A 20,282-nucleotide genomic window follows, 5' to 3' on the forward strand; every position below is an offset into this window, starting at 1 on the left:
CACAGCCGGCATACGTCGTGACAACTTCAGTTCTTTCAATTTCGGGTGGCCGAAACCATGAGCGCAGCAATGACCTCAGGCGAATGAACGCCCGAGAACGTGTATCCCGTGCTGAACACGAAGTGCGGCACGCCCCTTACTCGCGACTGGTGGCGCGACACGCGTCGGCCGATTCCATCGACGCGGCGCACCCATTGCGTCAGATGCGTCTTGAGACTTTCGCCATCCAGACCGCAGTCCTGCCCGAGACGCTCGAGAACCTCGCGGTCTCCAATGTCCTCGCCTTCCAGAAAGTAGGCCACTAGCACGCGATCGACCAGTGTTGCGCGTTGCGCTTCGCCGAGACGGTTCGCAGCAAAGGCTATCAGTTCATGCGCGGCGGCGGTGTTAGGCAACACGCTGATCCGATCGAATGCAAAGTCGATACCGGCTTCGCTTCCAGCTCGCTGCACTTCTGCGCGCCTTGCGATTACGGCTTCCGGACCGCCGAGGCGCTCCCGACAGAAATCCTGGTACGGCAGGCCATTGAGTGGCGTGTAAGGAAGGAGTTGATGGGACCGCCATCGCACCTTCACCTGTGCGTCGGGGCGCAGTCCGCCAAAGACGGCTATGGCCTTCTCCAGATTGCGTTTTCCAATCAGACACCATGGGCAGATGAAATCGAAAAAGGCGTCGATTGTCAGATTGCGCTTCGAATCGACTTGCCGACCCACTTTGTTTTCAACGTGCCGTTCCGCCTGGACGATCCAGTTCTGATCACACAAGTTCATCGATCAGTGTCTCCGCCATCGCCCACACACCAAAACCCGCCGCGGGATTGAGGTGCCCCACTTCGCCGAGATCGACGAGGCGACTGCCCCAGTCGGTCGCCATTGCAGATACGTGATCGAACTGCGCAAGCGGATCGTTGCGGCTCGCCCCGACGATGCTCGGAAACGCCAAGCGTTTGCGCGGCGTCGGATGCCAGCCGTTTTCGGCCAGTGCATCGATAGTTGGATAACCGGCCGGCAGCGGCGTATCGAGATCGGCCGGCGTGGCGAGCAATGCACCGTGAATCTCGCGGTTGTGCTGCTGTGCCCAGTGAACCGTAATCATCACGCCCGCGCTGTGGGCGACCAGAATTACCGGGCCGTCGATTTTCGCGAGCGCTGCGTCAAGCGCGGCAACCCGTGCCGCGCAACTGAGCTTGTCGTGTTCGAGCGGCGGCACCGAGATTGCATTAGGCAACTTGTGCTGCAACAGGGTTTGCCAGTGGTCCGAGACGTGGTCGCGCAAACCCGGGACCATCAGAATGGTCGGTTGTGTATCGATAGTCATGAAGCGGTCTTCTTTGCGGTTAGTACGGCTTGTCGCCGATAATTCCCGCTCGTTCCATCTTGCGGTGACATGGCGGATAGTCCATCACCGCATAATGCTGCGTGCTGCGGTTGTCCCAGATCGCGATGCTGTTCTTCTGCCAGCGCCAGCGCACCTGGTATTCCGGAATGTAGGCCTGACTGATCAGATAGCGCAGCAGATCGCCCGAACCCGGGTTAGCGTCCTGCCCGAAACGCACGCGATCCGGCGTGTGGTAGTTGGTGAAATGCGTGGTGAAAGCACTCACGAACAGAATCTTCTCGCCAGTCTCGGGATGCGTGCGCACGACCGGATGTTCGGCGTCCGGAAACTGCGCCTTGAGTGCGTGCCGCTTCTCAATCGGCATCGCGGCACCAAAGCTCGCTTCGATGCTATGTCGCGCGCGCAGGTCGGCAATCTGCGTCTTGATGTGCTCCGGCAGATTCTCGTAAGCGAGTGCCATATTCGCCCACATCGTGTCCCCTCCAACCGGCGGACACTCGACGCACCGAAGGACCGCGCCGAACTGCGGCGCTTCGCGCCAGGTGGCGTCCGCGTGCCATGCGTTTTCGTAGCGGTCGTTAGGTTGATCCGGAGTCTTGTAAATGCGCACGAGACCAGGGTACTCGGGGTCGCTACCTGCGACCGGGTGATCTTCCAGGTCGCCAAAGCGTCGGGCGAACGCTACATGCTCGGCGCGTGAGATGTCCTGTCCGCGCAGGAACAGCACGCGATGTTTCAACAGCGCCGCCCGGATCTCGCTAAACAGGCCGTTGTCGTGAATAGCGTCGGCGAGATAGACGCCGACTAGTTCTGCGCCGATTGCGCATGTCAATGGTTCGACGTGCATCGCTGGCTCCCTAGATGACGAAGACGGATGAACCCGTCGTCTTGCGCGACTCAAGATCCCGATGCGCCTGCACCGCGTCCTCCAATGCGTAACGCTGGTTCAGCTCGATCCTGATACGGCCTGCAGCGACATGCCCAAATATTTCAGCGGCGAGCTCGTTCTTTTCTGCAGGGTCGGCAATGTAGTCGGCTAGCGCCGGGCGAGTCAGGAAAAGCGATCCCTTCATTGCAAGAATCTGCGGACTGAACGGCGGGATCGGACCCGACGCCGTGCCGACGCACACCATCAACCCCCTACGCTTGAGCGAGTCGAGTGATGACTCGAAGGTATCCTTGCCGACGCTGTCGAACACCACATTCACGCCGACGCCATCGGTCAGTTCGCGCACGCGTTTCGCGACGTCTTCCCGGCTGTAATTAATGACGTGATCGCAACCATGCGCGCGTGCCACTTCACCCTTGGCTTCGGTCGAGACGGTGCCGATCACGGTGAGCCCAAGCAGCTTCGCCCATTGCGACACGATCAGACCGACGCCACCGGCAGCGGCGTGCAGCAAGATGGTGTCGCCCTTCTTGAAGTCGTGAATGCGGCGCATCAGGTAGGCACACGTCAGGCCGCGCATGGTCATGCCGGCGGCCGTTTCGCACGAGATCGTTTCGGGCAGCTTGATGAGAGGCGCAGCCGGGATCAGCCGTTCGGTACTGTAGGCGCCCAGCGTATTGACGAAGCCCGTGTAAGTCACGCGGTCGCCTGGCGCGACGTTCGTGACGCCGGCGCCAACGGCCTCGACGATCCCTGCGGCCTCGACGCCCATACCCGCAGGCATCGGCACCGGATACAAACCGCTGCGGAAGTAGGTGTCGGCGAAATTAAGGCCAATCGCCTCGTGGCGCAAACGGACCTGCCCGGCTCCGGGATTGCCCACTTCGACCTCTTCATAACGCAAGACTTCGGGACCACCGGTCTCATGGAAGCGGATCGCTCTAGCCATGTTCAATCTCCTATCCAATACTCAAACTGCAAAATGAAATGCGCGCGCCGAAGCTCAGGACCTCTGCTCAGCGTACGGCCCGCTCGCGCAGGGCATCCAGACGATCCAGATCACCGGCGTAGTTCCGCTTACCGATGAAAAATGCAATAGCCGCGACGAGAGGCGCAAACGGCACTAGCTGCAGCGCGCCGAGCAGGCCGATCCGGTCAGCGATGAATCCCGTCAGAATGGCGGCGGGCGCCAGACCCAGCAGATTGTTCGCCAGTGTCAGCGTGGCAAACGCCGACGCGTGAATAGACGGCGGCGTGAGGTTAGCCACCATCGCCCCGGAAGGCCCGCTTGCACCCGCGCTGAAAAACATGCCGAGGCCGATCACCGCGAGTTGCAGCGGACCCGCAGGCATGCGCAAGCCGATGATCAGTAACGCGAAGCAAATCAGGCAGAATGCGATCGCAGCCATCCATTTTCTTTCGCGTGCGCGCTTGCTGAGCCGGTCGGCCAGATTCCCACACACCACCATGCCAAGCCCGGTAATCAGCACGAATACCGCAGCACTCATCGCGGCCTTACTGACGGGCATGCCGTAGTAGCGATTCAGGAAGCTCGGCATCCAGGCCCACATTGCGGCGGGAACCAGCAGATGGATGCCACTGCCGATATACGCGCACACTACCGATCGGGTGGAGAAAAGCCCTTTCATCAGCGTGCGCAGACTCATGCGCACGCCCAGACCTTGTACGTGTCTGCCTACGTTTGCCGGCTGAAGCAGCGCAAGCCGCTTCTCGGTGACGATGAACCGATAGACGATTACCAGTACGAGACCCAAGGCCGCCATCGTGCCGAACGCCGAGCGCCAGCCCAGATGAGCCGCCACTGTGCCGCCCAGCGCCATGCCCAGAACCGAACCGAATGCGCCACCAGCCATGAATGTGCCGGTGAGCGTGGAGCGCAGCCGCGCCGGAAATATGCTCAACACGACCGCAATGCCGACACTGCCGTACGCGGCCTCACCGATACCGACGAAAGCGCGCGCAATCAGCATTTCGCCGTGGTTCGTCGCGAGCGCGCAGCCTAGTGTTGCGAGACTCCACATTGCCGCCATCAGCACGATGCTCTTCACGCGTCCCCAGCGGTCCGCGAGTACCGACAACGGGAAGGTGAGCACACCGACCATCAACGCAACCACGCTGCTCAGCGAACCGAGTTGGGTGTCGGACAAAGCCCAGCTTGCCTTGAGCAGCGGAAAGACGGCATTCAGTACCTGCCGTGACATGTAATCGGAAAGCAGCAATCCTACGGTCAACGCAAAAACCACCCACGCATAGGCGCGGACGTCCGCTTCTTTTACCGGGACATCGCCTGTTGTGTGTTCTACATGCTGCATCAGCATAGTTGTCTCCTCCGCGTCTGGCTCGTAGCGGTCGTCTTTAGATGACAGCGCAAAGGCTCATTCACCATGACTGCTTCGCCCTGCCCTGCGCCTGTCAAAAATCAGCACCTTCAAAAGCCCGGCACGCTTCACACATCAGCGCGGCGCCTTCGTCTCACCGCACGAGGCGGCAACTTTCGACACTCGCAAGTCCGGGTCGGAATCGACCGAGGCATAAGGGATGTCGTGATTGCAAGATACGGGAATCGCGCAATATAATTTAATGATTGCGCGCCATTCTTTTACGAATTGACGCCGCTTAGTGAAAACACCGATGCTCGGCGCAATCGCCGGTCAGCAGTACGTGAGCGGACAGCAAAGCGCGCGCTGCCACGAGGGGAAACGCAATGGAGACGATGCTGCGGTCGGTTGCGATGAGCGGTTATTTCGACGTAACGCGGCGGCTCGGACTTAACCCCGTGGAGCTCGCGCAACAGGTCGGGGTAGATCCGGCTGCGCTTGCAAATCCGGACAGTCGCGTTGCGGTAGCCCCGTGCTGCCGGCTGCTGGAACTCACGGCCAGGATGGCGTCGTCACCAACATTTGCTCTGCAAATGGCCGAAACGCGTCATCAGTTCGGGACAGGTGTGGTCAATGTTCTGCTCGCGCACAAACGCACGTTACGCGACGTGCTGCTAGCCACAGCCGAGTACCGCCATCTGCTCAACGAAGCACTTGCAGTTTATGTCGAAGACGCCGGTGCAACAGTCACGATTCGCGAAGAACTTGTCGTTGATGCCGGTACTCCGACGAATCAGGCGATCGAACTCGCACTCGGAGTTCTCGCTCGCCATTCCAGTGCTCTGCTCGGCGTCCACTGGAAACCGCGCAGCGTTCACTTCACGCACGCCGGTCCCGCCGATCTGACGTTTCACCGACGTTTCTTTGGCTGCCCGATGCAGTTCGGCAGCGACTTCAACGGCTTCGTGTGCGCTGCCGCCGATCTCGACTATCCCAATCCGGCTGCGGACCCGGAACTCGTCCGCTACGCGGAAAGCCTCGCCGCACCACTGAAGCAAGCCGGGACGGATTCGACGGCTCTGGAAGTTCGCAAGGCAATCTACCTCCTGCTGCCTCTGGAGCAAGGTACTGTCGAGCCGGTTGCCCGCCATCTGGGTTTGAGCGTCCGCACGATGCAGCGCCAGTTGGAATTGGTCGAGACCAGTTTCTCAGACCTGGTCGACGAAGTACGGCGAGAACTTGCCGTTCGCTACATGAGCAACTCGCGCTATCCGATAGGACGTGTGGCGGCGCTGCTCGGTTATAGCCAGCAGGGTTCGTTCACGAACTGGTTCAGGTCGCGTTTCGGCATGGCGCCGCGCGACTGGAGAAACAGGCAGGCAAAATGACCGGCGCTGGCGGCCTGCAACAGAACTGTCCCAGCGCTGCTTCTGTATGGACGCAACGCAGGACGTGGTCGGGCAGGCGCAATTGAGTACATCTTGCGCGCTGCCCCACCGCGTTCAGACGGCCTTGCGCAGAAAGCCTTGAGTGCCACCATTGCGGTTAGGCGCGAAACCGTTGGCCAGCAGCGTTTCTTCCACGGTATCGTAGAACACGCCGATCTTGCTTATATCGCGCGCCTCCTCGGCGGTGGCGATATTGCGGCCGAACTCGCGTGAAATGCGCACCAGTTGCTCGATCTGCTCGACGGAGCTCATCCTCCGCGTGCGCGACTGATTCCACAGGTTGTCTTCGATGCCGCAGCGCACGTGCAGGCCCATCGCGATACCCATCATGTTGACCGGCAACACATTGCGCATCGAGCTTTCCACTGTCAGTACCGCGCCATCGGGCGTAGCGCGCAAGAAGTTGGCAAGGTTATAGATATTCGGCGCGTCCATGCCGCCGCCGATGGCCACCCAGTTCATCACCAGCGGACCCTTATAGACGCCGCGCCGGATCAACCGCTCGACCGACTCGAAGCTGTTGATGTTGTAGCACTGAAAAGCGCTCTGGATCCCGGCTGCGTTCAAGCGGCGGATGTGCTCTTCTGCCCAGCCTGGCTGGGCGGGCACTGTCATCTCTTTGTACGCATTGTAGACATTGGGATCCTCCATCGAGGTTCCCTTGACGTCGTCATCTTCCCAATGTTCGACGACGTTCATCTGCGAAGTATTGATCGTCACCGTCACCTGATCGGGTTTTGGATCGAGCTCGGCCAGCATGTGGCGCGTGTCGTCGCTCAGCCATTTGGCCGCGGCACCTTCGGTCTCCGGAGCAAAGCTGATCGAGCCGCCCACCTGAATAATCATCTCCGGCACTGCGTTGCGCACGCCAGCAATCAGTTCGTTGAATTTCGACAGCCGCTTGCTGCCTTTGCCGTCAAGTTCGCGGACGTGCAGGTGCAGTACGGTGGCGCCGGCGTTGTAGCAATCCACTGCCTTCTGGATTTGCTGGTCAATGGTGACGGGGATATCTTCGGGGAAGTCGGAAGGCACCCAGGCCGGCGCATACGGCGCCGCTGTAATGATCAGCGGTTGCTGGTTTTCAGTGTAAAGGGAACCGTCGAGGAAGTTCATGGCAGGGTCTCAAAAGGCAGGCTACGGAGGCGGAAAGAGATTGGGCTGCTGAGTGCCTGTCGTTGACAAGGTTCTCGCCCAGCACCGGCATCTCTCCTTTCCGCGAAAACTAATAGGACGTTCGCCTTCGCGTCAGAGGAGGCAAAAACGAACTCGTCCGACGAAGATACCGTGACCTCAAAACGCGATTTACCTTTGGGCGCCATAGATTTGTGATTCGATGCCACTACGTGTTTACGCCAACTTCAAGACCGTTCCTGCTGCTCAACGCGCTCGAGCTCCGGCTGTTCTTTAACCCATCGCCAGAAGAGCTTGTAACCGACCGCAAGCATCACGGGACCAATGAACAGGCCGATTACCCCGGCTGTCACCATGCCGCCAAGCGCTCCAATTAGCACGACCGGCATTGGCACTGCAACACCGCGTCCAAGCAGTAAAGGCTTCAGCACGTTGTCGGCGAGTCCTGCCACCAGGATATAAACAGAGAAGATAATCGTCGATGCATTCGCCCCTTGTGTGAGTATCACGAAGACGATCACAGGGGCAGTGATCAGCGTGGCGGGCAACTGCATGACGCCGACCAGCAACACCGCGAGCGCGAGCAGACCCGCGCCGGGTATCCCCATGACGACGAACGCGACACCAATGAGCAGCATCTGGATGAACGCAATGCCGACCACGCCTTGGGCGACTGCGCGAACCGTGGTCGTGCACAGGCTGGTTATTTCCAACGCGTTTTCAGGTCCTGAGATGCGCGACGCGATCAACACCGCGCTGCGATGGCCCTTCTCCCCGTGCGCCATGAAGATACCCGCGATGATCAACGCGAAGAAGAAGATCAACAGGCCCGCGCCGAGGCCAGTGAGCGTACCGAGCACGGCAAGACCAGCGTCCTTGACTTGCGGCGCGAACCGTTGAGCGAGACCGGTCAGGTTAGTCGAGGCTTGCAGCCACAATTCATGCACACGTGGGCCCACTAGCGGCCAACTCGCGACCGATTCAGCAGGCGGCGGGATCGCAAAGCTACCGCTTCTGAGTACTGCGATCATGTGGTCGATCGAATCGGCGATCGCCACGCCCAATAGATAGGTAGGAACCAGAATAACGCCAAACGCGACCAGGATAATCATCGTGGCGACCAGTCCATCTCTTCCCGCAAAATGTCGTCGAAGCCTGAGTTGCAGCGGATAGAGAGTAATGGCGAGAATCAACGCCCAGACCATCAGGTTGAGAAACGGGACGAAGATCCGGAAACAGAAAACAGCGAGCACCGCCACGAGTCCGGCGCGGATCAATACGTCAAGCAGCTCTCTCGATAGGCTCCGGGAGCCGGTCGGCGAGATCAGCATCGGAATCTCCTCGCAGATTGTCGCGACGATTCATCTAACGACAAACCAGACTGGCCAGTGACGGAGCATGAACGCGGACACGCACGCTACTTTCGTATTGCGGCAAGCCGCTTACTGGCTCGTGCCGCTGTGTGCGGCAGCAACCGCCGCGTCGCGCTTCTTGTTAGCGGCCGCCTTCTTCTGGTCATAGACTTTCTTTGCAGCCGCGACTTCCCGGTTGTACTCGCGATTGGCTGCTGCGACCTGTTGATGCATTTTCACTATTTCATCCGGATGGTCCGCGGCTGCCGCTGCGGGCGCTGCAGAATTATCTTGCGCCGACGCGAAACCAGGCGGAAGTAGTGCGAGAGATACGGTCATCACTGTTGCAATCGCTTTTTTCATAACGGGCCCCCAATGTGATCTGCTGGTGAGTTTGTCAGTGACAAGCATGCAAGCTTCCAGCGTATATTCGTTGAAGCACGTTTTGTATTGGACTTTGGTCGTACGCGGCGTAATCTTCTCGCGCTTCGATGTTGGCATCACAAAGGTCGCGAGATGTTCTAACAACGTGTTGGGTAGGAGTAGCGGCAGCCACGCGTATAACTCTCATGCTCTCCAATTTCTGGTCGGTCGCAACGCACCCTGATTAGTTCGGATATCTATCAAAATCATGGAATAGCAACCATGTCCAGATGGAATCATTCGGCGCCGAACTACGTCGCGCCGGCCACGTCGGCATAAACCGTCGCGGCCGCGTTTCATTAAGGCGCGCCTGCGTGAATCACTCCAGCTATATCGCGGCTCACTGCCCCAAGAGCGCGATCTGCGGCTGACACCAGCGCGTCGTAACCGTGTCCGTCAATGGGTTGCCGAACCAGCGACTTACCTGCAACCGGCAACGGTTTGCCAGGGGGAAACACGGCCCAGAGCGCTTCGATCGTTATGGCCTCGCCGGGCGTCGCGTCGAAACGCATGACGTCCACGCGAACTCGCCACGTACCTGCCGCATCAACGCCCATATTGAAGACCGACACGTGATCCGATGCCAGCAGCGTGGCGAGATCACCTGCGATCGTACGTGCAATGTCCGCCTTCAACGGTTCGCCCCATCGAGCGAACTCGTTGAGCACTACCTGGTTGTTGCCCATGCGCGTGACGATCTGCGGCCGATCGACCACATCGGGAACAGTGACTGGATTGACCACGACATGAACCGGCATCGTGGAGGTCATCGGCGTGAGTGTCGTATCGACCGTCAGCGTATAGAAACTGGCGGTCGGCGAACTGCCGCAGGCGCCCAGCAAGCCGCAAAAAAATACCCCGGCAACGACAGAAGAGATTCGCGTCACGGTTTGTTCTCCTGCTTGCCGCGTACCAGTGCCTCGGGATGCCGTTCGAGATAGTCGGCCAGCGTGCGGACTGCGGCGGCCGTCTGCGCCAACTGGTTCATGGCGTCGGACACGTTCTGCTGTAGCGCGGAGTCCGGCTGCAGCGCCCCATTGGCAGAAGTCATCACTCCATGCGCGGCATTCAGGGTGTTTTTCGCTTCTGGAACGACATCGGTGTCGAGATGGGCAAGTAGCGAATTCGCATTCTGAAGGGTCATCTGCGCGTTCTTGCCGATTGCTTCGAACGGTATCGTATTCAACTTGGCGACCAGACGCGTGACGGAGTCCTGAAGCGATTGAAGCGAGCCTGGAACAGTCGGATACTGGGGCGGATTTTTACTCCAGTCGATCTTCGCCTTCGGTGCGTCGGGGAAGAAGTCGACGGCAAGATAACGCTGGCCGGTCAGCAGGTTGCCCGTCCTCAATTGCAGGCGCAAGCCCCGTGCAACCAGATAATCCGCGAATTCGCGGGTGTCCTTGACGACTGGGCTGCCAGTCGGACCGCTTTCATAGCGGTTCGTAAACCGCTCGGGATAGTAGGCTACTTCCACCACGATACTCAGCTTCCTGCTCTCGCGGTCGAATCGGGTATAGATGCCACTTACCTCGCCAATCGTAATGCCGCGAAAATCGAGCGGCGCGCCGACAGTCAACCCGCGCACTGAATCGTCGAATTCGGCGACGAACCGGGTGACGATCCGGTCATGACGCTTCATGGCCTCACCGAAGTTCTCGAACAGCGTGAAGGTCGTCTGTGCGGCCGCTTGAGGTTGGTCAAGCGAGTGCTCCGGCGTATCGAACGCAACCCCGCCAATGATGATCGACACGAGCGATTGCGCATTGAGCCGTACCCCGTTGCTGTCGAGAGCGACGTCCACCCCGCTGGCATGCCAGAAGCGCGTGTCGGGTCTGACGAACTTGTCGTAGGGCGCATTGATGAATACGTGCAACGTTACGCCCCTGCCGTCAGGATCGAGAGCATAGGAGGTGATCTGTCCGACCTGCAGCCGCCGATAAAAGATCGGTGTGCCGGCATCTAGTGAACCCATGTTCTGGCTTCGCAGCACAAACTCGCGACCGGGCACGTCGCTGGAAATCACAGGCGGAACTTCGAGACCGGTGAAGGTCTGGCGCGGCTTGGCGGAGCCGCCCGCGTCCATGCCGACGAACGACCCCGACAGCAGAGTGCCGAGTCCGGACACGGTGCCGCCCGAGATTCGTGGGCGCACGACCCAGAAACGCGTGTCGTCGACGAGCAGGTCCGATGCATCCTTCACCACCTCCGCAGTTGCAATCACGTGCTTGTGATCTCTCGAAAGGCTGACTCCCTTGATAACGCCGATATCGACTTCCCTGAACTTGATTTTTGTTTTGCCGGCTTCGAGTCCGTCGCCTGTGTTGAACATGATGGTGATCTGCGGCCCCTGATCGAGTACCGCCTTGACGGCTAGCCAACCGCCGATCAGCACGGCGATGATCGGCACCAGCCATACGACCTGGGGCCGCCAACGCGCGCGGGGCGCGACGATGGCTACAGGGACGTCGGGCGGCTCAGGCGTGTTTGAGTTGTCCGGCATGATCCGGCCCGTCCGCGTCCCAGATCAGACGCGAGTCGAACGACATGGCGGCGAACATGGTCAATACGACGACCGCGCCGAACGCGACCGCGGCCAGGCCCGCCTGGATAGTGGCCAGCGCCTTGAACTGCACCAGGGCCACCAGCATGGTGATGACATAAATATCGAGCATCGACCAGCGCCCGACCAGTTCAACCACTCTGTAGATGCGCGTACGTTGCTCGGGATTCCAGCGCGAGTGAACCTGAGTGGAGATCGACAGAAAGGCAATGGCAATAATTTTCAGCATCGGCACTGCGACGCTCGCGACGAACACCACGAGGGCGAGCAACCACGAGCCGGACGTCCAGAGATAAACGACACCGCTCATGATCGTGTCCTTCTCCGCGCCGAACAGCGAGCTGGTGTACATCACCGGCAACACGTTGGCGGGGATATACAGCACCATCGCCGCGAGCAGAAATGCCCACGTGCGCGCCAGGCTGTCCGGCTTGCGAAAATGCACCGACGCGCCGCAGCGCGAACAGCACAGACCCTTTGCGTGGGCGGGTGCCTTCACCAGTAAGCCGCAGTCATGACACTGCATCAGACCGCACTGCGCGGCGCTCAGCCAGCCGCACGGTAGAGACAGCGAGCCACCCGTCTGCCCGCCAGGGTTCTGAAGTGCAGTGATTCTCGCCCACAGGTCACGCGAATCGAACGCGGCGCTCGCAGCGGCGAGGACCAGCATCAATATGCCAAACGACCACAGTCCAACGTCTACAACGACGCTCGCGATGTGGGCGAGTTTGACGAGCGCCACCAGCAAACCGATGATCAGCACTTCGGTCATGCCCCATGGCTGAGCAAGGCGAGCCAGCCGGAAGACCGTGGCTGCCCCCCACGGCACGCGGTTGAAGCGCAACGGTATGAGCATCCATAGCATCGAGGCGACTTGCACAGCAGGAATGGCAACAGTGGTCAAAAAAACCAGCAGTGCGATCGGCCACATCCCGTCGATGTACAGAACATCCACTGCGCCGATCAGCGTCGTTTCGACTAACGTGCCGTTTACCGACAGTCCGACAATCGGATAGGAGTTGGCGATCGCGAGCAGCACCGCCGCCCCGAGCGACAGGGCCAATGCATTTCCGAGCGAATTTGCCCTGTTCCGGTAAAGCTCGCCATGACAACGCCGGCAACGCAACACGCCGCCGTCGGGAAGGTCTGCATCGACCTGGAGCAGGTCGCATTCATGGCATGCGAGGAGCCTGGCGTGCGTCATCGCGGCGCCTCGCCAGCCGGCACGCCAGCCATAGGCTGCGGGGCAGGCGGTTGAGTCATCTCCTCCGCCTTGACGACCCAGCCGCCGCCCATCGCCTTGTAAAGACGCACGAACGACGTCAATTCGGCGCCCTGGGTCTGTGTATAGCTCAGTTGCGCGTTGAACAGACTGCGCTCGGCGTCGAGCACCTCGATGTAACTCGTGTAGCCGCCTTCGTAGCGCAGCCGCGCAAGGTGCGAGTAGCTGGACAGCGCGGTAACCTGATCCTGCTGGATTCCCAATTGCTCGCGGGATTTCTGCAGCGCGATGAGCGCGTCCGCGACTTCCTGAAACGCAACCTGAATCGCCTTCTGATACGCAAACAGCGCTTCCTGTTGACGTGCCTCCGCCTGATGAACCTGCCCTTCGATGTTGCCGGCAGTGAAGATAGGCAGCGACACGGCGCCGGCGAAAGACCATACACGCGCCGGCCCGGTGAACAGGTTCGAGAATTGGGTGCTGACGGAACCGAACAGCCCCGTTAGCGAGATCGACGGAAAATACAGCGCCCGCGCCGCGCCGATCAATGCATTTTGCGCCACCAGGTTCTGCTCGGCCTGGAGCACATCCGGACGGCGTTCGAGCAGTTCGGACGGCAGACTGGACGGAATCGCGGGTGCGGTCAGCGCGTCCAGATCGTGGCCACGCAAAATCGGCTCGGGATTGCGTCCGAGCAGCACGGCAAGCGCGTCTTCCTGCACTCCGATCTGGGTTTCCAACTCCGGAATAGTGGCTAATGCCGCCTGATACTCAGACTGGCTTTGCGCCAATTCCATCTGCGACACCTCGCCGCCCGCGAAACGCAGCGTGAATACCTTGACCGATTCGGCCCGGCTCTCCACCGTAGCCTTCGCGATGTCCAGCTGCCGGTCGAGGCTGCGCAGATTGATATACGACGAAGCAACCGACGCTACCAGCGAGAGAATCGTGCCGCGGCGACCCTCCTCGCTCGCAAGCAGATTCGCACGAGCAGCTTCGGTCTCGCGCCTCGTTTTGCCGAACAGGTCGATTTCCCAAGCCGCCGAGACGCTCGCGTCGAACTGGTTGTAGACCGGGTTCACATTCGCCGGCAGCGGCACTCCGCCGCTCAGCGTTGCGCGCTGGCGTGACGCATTGAAGTTCGCCCCCACCTGCGGGAAAAGTCCTGAGCGGGTTGTCACGAACTGCCCGCGAAACTCTTCTACGCGCGCGGCGGCGATCTTGACGTCGAGGTTATCCGCGAGCGCGGCAGCGATCAGATCGTTGAGAACAGGGTCTCCAAACTGTTCCCACCAGGCCGTGTTCGCGGTGTCGGCCGTATCCTGGATGCTGAAACGGAAGGTAGCGGGCACATCGACTTTGGGCCGCGCGTAGTCCGGTCCAAGCAGACAGCCAGTCAGCGACAGCGAGGCGAGTCCCGTCAGAAGCACAACGCCAACGCTCGCAAAGTGCGTGGTGCGCATGTCAGTCACCCTCGCGCTGTGCGGACGGCGTGACCTTCGGCGTGCCCGGACCGCCCGCTACAGGCGCCGAACCTCCCGGGGTGCTTGGGTCTGCTCCCGGCTTCTCCTTCGGGCCGCTTTTACGCGACGACCAGGTTTCGAGCAGGTAATAGAACATCGGAATGAAAAATACCGCGATGACGGTCGCGCCCAGCATCCCGCCGATCACACCAGTGCCGATCGAATGCCGGCTGTTTGCCGACGCGCCCACTGCAATAGCAAGCGGCACACAGCCGAGAATGAAGGCAAGCGACGTCATCACGATCGGACGCAACCGCTCTTCGGACGCTCGCAAGGTAGCATCGAGCACCGACGCGCCTCCTTCCCGGTTGATCACCGCGAACTCGAAGATCAGAATTGCATTCTTCGCCGCGAGCGCGACCAGCATCGTGAGGCCGATCTGGAAATAGATATCGTTTTCGAGGCCTCGCATCAGGATAGCGAGGAGCGCGCCGAACAGCGCGAACGGCACGGCCATCAGCACGCCAACCGGCAACGACCATTTCTCGTACTGGCCGGCGAGGATCAGGAACACCATCACGAGCCCGAAGATGAAAACGATGCCCGACGTTCCCCCGGATTTACGCGCCTCATAAGCCTCACCGCTCCAGGCGACGCCGTAGCCGGCCGGCATTTCGGTGGCAACCTGTTCGAGTGCAGCGATCACCTGGCCCGAACTGAAATCCGGCGCGGCATTCGCCGTCACGAGCACGGCCGGGAAGTTGTTGAAGCGCGTGAGCAGATCGGGACCCGTGACATACCGGTAGGTCGCGACCGCTCTTAGCGGCACCATCGTACCGGTCTTGCTGCGAACAAATATCTGGTCGAGGTCCTGTGGTCTGAGCCGATAAACCGGATCGGCTTGCAGGATGACTTGCCATAGCCGGCTCGACCGGTTGAACTGGGACACGTAAAGGGAACCAAACATCGTCTGCATCGAGCTATATACGTCTTCGATCGGCACGCCGAGTGTCTGGGCTCTTTCCCTGTCCACCTCGACCAGCAACTGCTGTGACGACGCATTGAAGGTCGTCGTGACGCGTGCAAGCTCAGGCCGTTTTCTGGCCCGCTCGATAAACTGCTGCACGACCCCGGCAAGCTGCGCGATCGACGCGTCGCCCTTGCTCTGAATCCATACTTCGGTGCCGCCGGTCGTGCCGAGCCCCGGAATTGACGGTGGATTAACCGGAATCACGACGCCCGCCGTTATCTTCGACAAGGTCTGATACGCATCGACCAGCACGGCCCTCGCATTCTGGGTTTCGCGATTGGCGTGCGTGTAGCGCTCGTCGAAACCTTTCAGGCCGATGAAAAAGGTACTCGCATTGTTTTTGTTCTGCACGTCAAGCAGACTGTATCCATCGACCGTCGTGATACTGCCGACCGCGTCCTGTTTCATGAAGTATTCAGTCACCCGGTCAGACACCGCCCCGGTCCGATCCAGGCTCGCCGCGTCCGGCATCTGGATTGCGCCGAGAAGATAGCCTTGATCTTCCGGCGGAAGAAATGCGCTCGGAACGGATTTGACCATCACGACGGTCAGCGCGATCATCGCGCCAAACACCAGCAACGCGAGAACGAAGCGCTTGATGACGAACTGAATCGCGCGGGAGTAGCTTGCGGTCATCCGTGCGAACGCGTTGTCGAACCAGCGGAAAAAGCCTTTCTTTTCCTTGTGAGTACTTTTGAGCAATAGCGCGGCGAGTGCCGGCGACAGGGTCAGCGCGACGATGCCCGAGATCACCACCGAAATCGCAATCGTAATCGCGAACTGCTTGTACAACTGGCCAGTAATGCCACTCACGAACGCCACCGGCACGAACACCGCGCACAGCACAAGCACGATCGCGATCACCGGTCCCGCCACTTCGTCCATCGCGAGTTTGGCCGCGTCTTTTGGATTGAGCTTGTGAACGGTCATGTTGCGTTCGACGTTCTCGATCACCACGATCGCGTCGTCGACCACGATACCGATGGCAAGCACCATCCCGAAGAGGGTCAGCATGTTGATCGAAAATCCGAGCAAGGCCATTCCCATGCAGGTGCCGACAATCGAAATCGGCACTGCCAGCACTGGAATCAGCGTCGCCCTGAGGCTTTGCAGGAAAACGAACACCACGATCACCACCAGCACCAGTGCTTCGAAAAACGTGTGGATCACATCGGAAATGGACGCGCGCGTGAATTCCGTGGTGTCCATTGCAATGTCGTACTGGATGCCCTCGGGAAACGACTGCTTGAGTTGGGCAAGCGTGGCGCGGACCTGCTTCGACACATCGAGCGCATTCGCGCCCGGTTGCTGATAGACGGCGATGATCGTGGCCGGTTTGCCCTGAAAGCGACTGCGAATGGAGTAGTCCTTCTGTCCCAGTTCGGCATGTCCGACGTCCTTCAGCCGCACGATAGCCGAGCCTTCGCTAGCGGCACGCAGGATAATGTTCTCGAACTCCGCCGGTTCGGCGAGGCGACCCGTGGTCGTGACCGCAAACGACTGTTCAACCGGAGTGCCGGTTGGCGACTGTCCAATGCGCCCTACAGCGAATTGCTGGTTCTGGGCCTGGACAGCGTTCTGCACGTCGGTCGCGGTGATGCCCAGTTGCGCCATCCGGTCAGGCTTGAGCCAGACACGCATCGCATAGTCCGGAGTGCCGAAGATGCTCGACTGGTTCGCGCCCGGAATCCGCTTGAGCGCATCGAGCACGTAGATGTTCGCGAAGTTCGCAATGTACGTGCTGGTGAAGCGCTGGTCCGGCGAGTAGATCGCGATGACCATCATGAACGCCGACGACTTCTTCTGCACCTGTACACCCTGCGCCTGAACCGATTGCGGCAATTGCGGCAACGCAAGGTTCACGCGATTCTGCACGTCGACCTGCGCGAGCTGCGGGTTGGTACCGATTTCAAAGAAGGCGTTGATCGTCAGATTTCCCGTCGATGAACTCGACGAGTTCATGTAGATCATGTTGTCGGCGCCGTTCACCTGCTGTTCGATTGGCGCGGCCACGTTATTCGCGACGACGTCTGCACTCGCCCCAGGATAGGTCGCGGAGATCGTAATCTGCGGCGGCGTGATGTCCGGATATTGGGCGACGGGCAGCGCGAACATCGTCAACGCACCGCCGAGCGTAATCACAATCGAGATTACAGACGCAAAAATCGGCCGGTCGATGCAGTAGTGGGAAATGCTCATCGTCGCCGTCCTTTACTGGGACGCGCTGGTGCCGGAGACCGGCTCCGTCGCGGCTGTTTTGGGTCCACTAGCCTGGCCGCCTGGTTCCTGCTGTCCGCTGTCCGCAACGGCCGGCCGGTCAACGATCTTGAGCGGCGCCCCGGCCGTTACGCGGATTGCGCCGTCAACTACGACACGCTCACCGGGCTTCAGTCCGTCGGTGATGAACCAGTCGTCGCCTTGCCATTCCCCGACTTCCACCACGCGCTGACGGCCTTTAGATTCGGCGTCTACCACCCAGAGAAAATGGCTTTTCGAGCCCTGCAAAACTGCCCGCTGAGGAACGAGGATTGCATTCGGCCGGATCGCTCCGGCCACGCGCGCCCGCACGAACTGCCCAGGTCGCAGCACAGCTTTAGGATTGTCGAAGACGGCCCGTACCAGGAACGTGCCCGTTTCAGTGCTGAATGCGGGATTGGCGAAATCGATCGAGCCGTGTTCTGCATAAACAGAACCGTCGGCGAGAACGAGAGACACCGTGAAGTTGTTTTCGGGCGGAAAACGCAGATGTCCTGTCGCAATCTGATCGCGGTACCTCAGCATTTCATTCTCGGACACACTGAAGTTCACCCAGATCGGATTGAGTTGATACACAGTGGTGAGCAACCCCGACTGAGTCGCCGTCACATAGCTGCCGTCCTGCTGTTTGGCGAAGCTCGACAGCCCCGTCAGCGGCGATTTGATCGTCGTGTAGCTGAGGTTCAGCAGAGCCGTATCCACTTCGCCTTTGGCCGCAATAACGGCTGCGGCGGCTTGTGCCTCGCCGCCAACGGCGTCGTCGAGATCCTTCTTGCTCAATGCGTTCTGCGCAACCAGCGGTTGCACGCGGGCCAGGTTGGCTTTCGCGACCTGGTACCTCGCCTGCTGCTGCGACAACTGGCCTTTGGCCGTTTGCAGCGCGGCCTCGAATGGCTTCCGGTCCATCAGAAACATCGTCTCTCCGGACTTCACCAACGACCCTTCCACATAGGTGCGACGATCGAGAAAGCCGTCTACGCGAGCGCGGATCTGCACTTCGCGTGAGCTCTCGGTCTGCGCGGTGAACTCGAACACGACCGGCGTATCGCGAGGCGTGATCGTCATCACCGTGACCTCGGGCGCACTTGCCGCCGGCAATGCCTCCTTCTTGCCGCATCCGGCGACGAATGCAAGCAATGCGAGCAACGTAACCAGCAGTGTGAGCGTGGTGCGGACCGGCGCGACGCTTGCGTTACCCGTGGCGTCAAGAGCGTGATTGTCGAGCGCAAGCAACCGTGTGCTTTGCGCAGCGAGATGGCGGGCATGCGTCGGGCGACCGGGCACGGTCACATGCGAGGCGGTGACGAGCGCGCGCGACAAGCGCAAAGCGCGGGCAACAGAGGCCATATTCATCGGGGCGATCCCACTGATTGCGTCCGGGCTTTTCATATCCGCGTTCTCCGGATGACGTCAGCGCGGCTGACGGCTGCATAGATTGCAGTGTGGTTATCCGACAATGTCCGGACAATCGGACTTTGGTCTCATACGTTCCGTACGAAGACGACGCTGCTACGCCGCCGCTCAACGGAGAGCGGCCTCAGGGCACGGGCGGGAAACCCGTCGCCGCCTGAACCGCGCGGATTAGCGCGGCACCGTCGAACGGTTTGCGCAGATAGTCGATGGCGCCGGCGGCGAGCACTTGCGCGCGAACCGACGGGTCGTCGTGGGCGGTGATGATGATGACCGGCATCCCCGAACCGGACAGTTGGCGCTGCACTTCGACGCCGCCAACGCCGGGCATCAGGACATCGAGAATCACGCAGTCGGGCCGGTACGATGCATCGGTCGACAGCCTGTTCAGAAATGCCTCGCCGCTCGAGAACGCCTCCGCGTCGATGCCAGCAGATCTCAACAGGCGCTTGATCGCCCGTCCGACCGATTCTTCATCGTCGACAACCGCTGCGGTCGGAGTGAGATTGGCCATGTGGTACGTTCGGGCTCGTTAGGCGATGTCGCAACGCGATCGTGCAGTCCGAGCCTAACGAATTCACTTGAGATATGAAATAGGACTTTGGTCCACCAAGACCAATCAGGTGCACCGGATTACGACTGGTGGTTACGCGTCAGCGGCACCGCGCGCGATGTGTGAATGCCAGCAGCGCTGGCGTACAGGACGTCTGAAATTTCGATTCGCACCAGCACCCGACGAGGTGCGACCTCATCTGCATGGCGCCTGCTCGAACGCAGTCAGCGATATGAGGCGGTCGTGTCCGTCGCGGTCGCGGATTCAGCTTTTTCCGCGAGGCGCACGAGTTCTGCGAGCGAGCCGGCTTTCATTTTTTCCATCACACGCGCACGGTGAATTTTGATGGTCTTTTCTGCTGCGCCCAACTCGCTCGCGACCTGCTTGTTCAGGTAACCCGCCACGACAAGCGTCATCACCTCGCGCTCGCGCGGCGTAAGCTGCTTGACCCGGCTCTGAATGTCCTGCAGTTCGCTGCGCCAACCAAATAGCCGTCGCGCGCGTTCGAGCGCGCGTTCGATTGCGTCCAGCAATACGCTGTCGGTCACCGGTTTTGGCAGGAAGTCTGTCGCTCCTCCTTTCATTGCGTCGACGGCGGAACTCATATTGCCGTGCCCAGACATGAAAATGATCGGTAGCCACTCATGTAACTGATGCTGCAACGCTAATCCGCTGAGTCCCGGTAGTTGCAGGTCCAGCAGCAGGCAGGCAGGGCCGCCGTTCGGATCGAAACGTTCGATAAACGTCTCCGCGCTCTCGAAGGTCTGCACGGAATAACCGGACAGCCGGATCAGTCGCGCCAGAGCAGATCTGACGTGTTCGTCATCGTCGACGACGAATACCATCGGAGTGACTTCAGTCATGG

Annotated in this window: 17 protein-coding genes; 1 reads left to right on the top strand and 16 read right to left on the bottom strand. The window is 60.2% G+C overall.

Translation table 11 applies throughout. From position 1 onward, the window contains the following. Positions 1-35: 35 nt before the first annotated feature. The 5 genes from H281_RS0109640 to H281_RS0109660 all read right to left on the bottom strand — a co-directional run bounded on the left by H281_RS0109640 (position 36) and on the right by H281_RS0109660 (position 4,566). Complete coding sequence (locus H281_RS0109640) at positions 36-770, bottom strand: DsbA family oxidoreductase (protein WP_020066899.1); 735 nt, start codon at positions 768-770, stop codon at positions 36-38. After that, positions 757-1,317 carry an RBBP9/YdeN family alpha/beta hydrolase gene (locus H281_RS0109645; protein ID WP_020066900.1) on the bottom strand — a complete coding sequence of 187 codons (561 nt, stop codon included), beginning with the start codon at positions 1,315-1,317 and terminating at the stop codon, positions 757-759. Before H281_RS0109645 ends, H281_RS0109640 begins: the two co-directional genes overlap by 14 nt. Positions 1,318-1,336: 19 nt before the next feature. Then, positions 1,337-2,185 carry a TauD/TfdA dioxygenase family protein gene (locus H281_RS0109650; RefSeq protein ID WP_020066901.1) on the bottom strand — a complete coding sequence of 283 codons (849 nt, stop codon included), beginning with the start codon at positions 2,183-2,185 and terminating at the stop codon, positions 1,337-1,339. A gap of 10 nt (positions 2,186-2,195) precedes the next feature. Beyond that, the gene (locus H281_RS0109655) at positions 2,196-3,176 is read right to left on the bottom strand and encodes a quinone oxidoreductase family protein (protein ID WP_020066902.1); all 981 of its coding nucleotides are present in this window, start codon (positions 3,174-3,176) and stop codon (positions 2,196-2,198) included. A gap of 67 nt (positions 3,177-3,243) precedes the next feature. Continuing rightward, positions 3,244-4,566, bottom strand: coding sequence for an MFS transporter (locus H281_RS0109660; RefSeq protein ID WP_020066903.1), 1,323 nt, complete (start codon positions 4,564-4,566; stop codon positions 3,244-3,246). Positions 4,567-4,952: 386 nt separating this feature from the next. Here H281_RS0109660 and H281_RS0109665 point away from each other — a divergent pair, with 386 nt between their 5' ends. Next, the gene (locus H281_RS0109665) at positions 4,953-5,954 is read left to right on the top strand and encodes an AraC family transcriptional regulator (RefSeq protein WP_020066904.1); all 1,002 of its coding nucleotides are present in this window, start codon (positions 4,953-4,955) and stop codon (positions 5,952-5,954) included. A 114-nt stretch (positions 5,955-6,068) separates the two neighbouring features. Here the strand turns inward: H281_RS0109665 and H281_RS0109670 are convergent, their stop codons facing one another. The 11 genes from H281_RS0109670 to H281_RS0109720 form a co-directional block, all read right to left on the bottom strand. Beyond that, a complete protein-coding gene (locus tag H281_RS0109670; RefSeq protein ID WP_020066905.1) occupies positions 6,069-7,127 on the bottom strand; it encodes a BKACE family enzyme in 1,059 nt (352 codons plus the stop codon). Positions 7,128-7,372: 245 nt separating this feature from the next. Continuing rightward, positions 7,373-8,476 (bottom strand): AI-2E family transporter, encoded by a 1,104-nt coding sequence (locus tag H281_RS0109675; protein ID WP_020066906.1) that lies wholly within the window; start codon positions 8,474-8,476, stop codon positions 7,373-7,375. A 111-nt stretch (positions 8,477-8,587) separates the two neighbouring features. Then, a complete protein-coding gene (locus H281_RS37630) occupies positions 8,588-9,025 on the bottom strand; it encodes a hypothetical protein (RefSeq protein ID WP_370687483.1) in 438 nt (145 codons plus the stop codon). Positions 9,026-9,219: 194 nt separating this feature from the next. Beyond that, entirely contained in the window at positions 9,220-9,807 is a 588-nt protein-coding gene (locus tag H281_RS0109685) for a PqiC family protein (RefSeq protein WP_020066908.1), read from the bottom strand. Next, positions 9,804-11,423, bottom strand: a complete 1,620-nt coding sequence (locus H281_RS0109690; protein ID WP_020066909.1) for a PqiB family protein — start codon at positions 11,421-11,423, stop codon at positions 9,804-9,806. The genes H281_RS0109685 and H281_RS0109690 overlap by 4 nt, the downstream gene beginning before the upstream one ends. Further along, entirely contained in the window at positions 11,398-12,687 is a 1,290-nt protein-coding gene (locus H281_RS0109695) for a paraquat-inducible protein A (protein ID WP_020066910.1), read from the bottom strand. Before H281_RS0109695 ends, H281_RS0109690 begins: the two co-directional genes overlap by 26 nt. Continuing rightward, positions 12,684-14,168, bottom strand: coding sequence for an efflux transporter outer membrane subunit (locus H281_RS0109700; protein WP_020066911.1), 1,485 nt, complete (start codon positions 14,166-14,168; stop codon positions 12,684-12,686). The genes H281_RS0109695 and H281_RS0109700 overlap by 4 nt, the downstream gene beginning before the upstream one ends. 1 nt (position 14,169) lies before the next feature. Then, positions 14,170-17,397, bottom strand: coding sequence for an efflux RND transporter permease subunit (locus H281_RS0109705; protein WP_020066912.1), 3,228 nt, complete (start codon positions 17,395-17,397; stop codon positions 14,170-14,172). A gap of 12 nt (positions 17,398-17,409) precedes the next feature. After that, positions 17,410-18,843 carry an efflux RND transporter periplasmic adaptor subunit gene (locus H281_RS0109710; RefSeq protein WP_020066913.1) on the bottom strand — a complete coding sequence of 478 codons (1,434 nt, stop codon included), beginning with the start codon at positions 18,841-18,843 and terminating at the stop codon, positions 17,410-17,412. A 148-nt stretch (positions 18,844-18,991) separates the two neighbouring features. Next, positions 18,992-19,378 carry a response regulator transcription factor gene (locus H281_RS0109715; RefSeq protein ID WP_020066914.1) on the bottom strand — a complete coding sequence of 129 codons (387 nt, stop codon included), beginning with the start codon at positions 19,376-19,378 and terminating at the stop codon, positions 18,992-18,994. A gap of 263 nt (positions 19,379-19,641) precedes the next feature. Next, positions 19,642-20,280 (bottom strand): response regulator transcription factor, encoded by a 639-nt coding sequence (locus H281_RS0109720; protein WP_020066915.1) that lies wholly within the window; start codon positions 20,278-20,280, stop codon positions 19,642-19,644. Positions 20,281-20,282: the final 2 nt, after the last annotated feature.

It is taken from the genome of Paraburkholderia caledonica (assembly GCF_000383275.1).
In the GTDB taxonomy this organism is placed as follows: Bacteria; Pseudomonadota; Gammaproteobacteria; order Burkholderiales; family Burkholderiaceae; genus Paraburkholderia; species Paraburkholderia caledonica.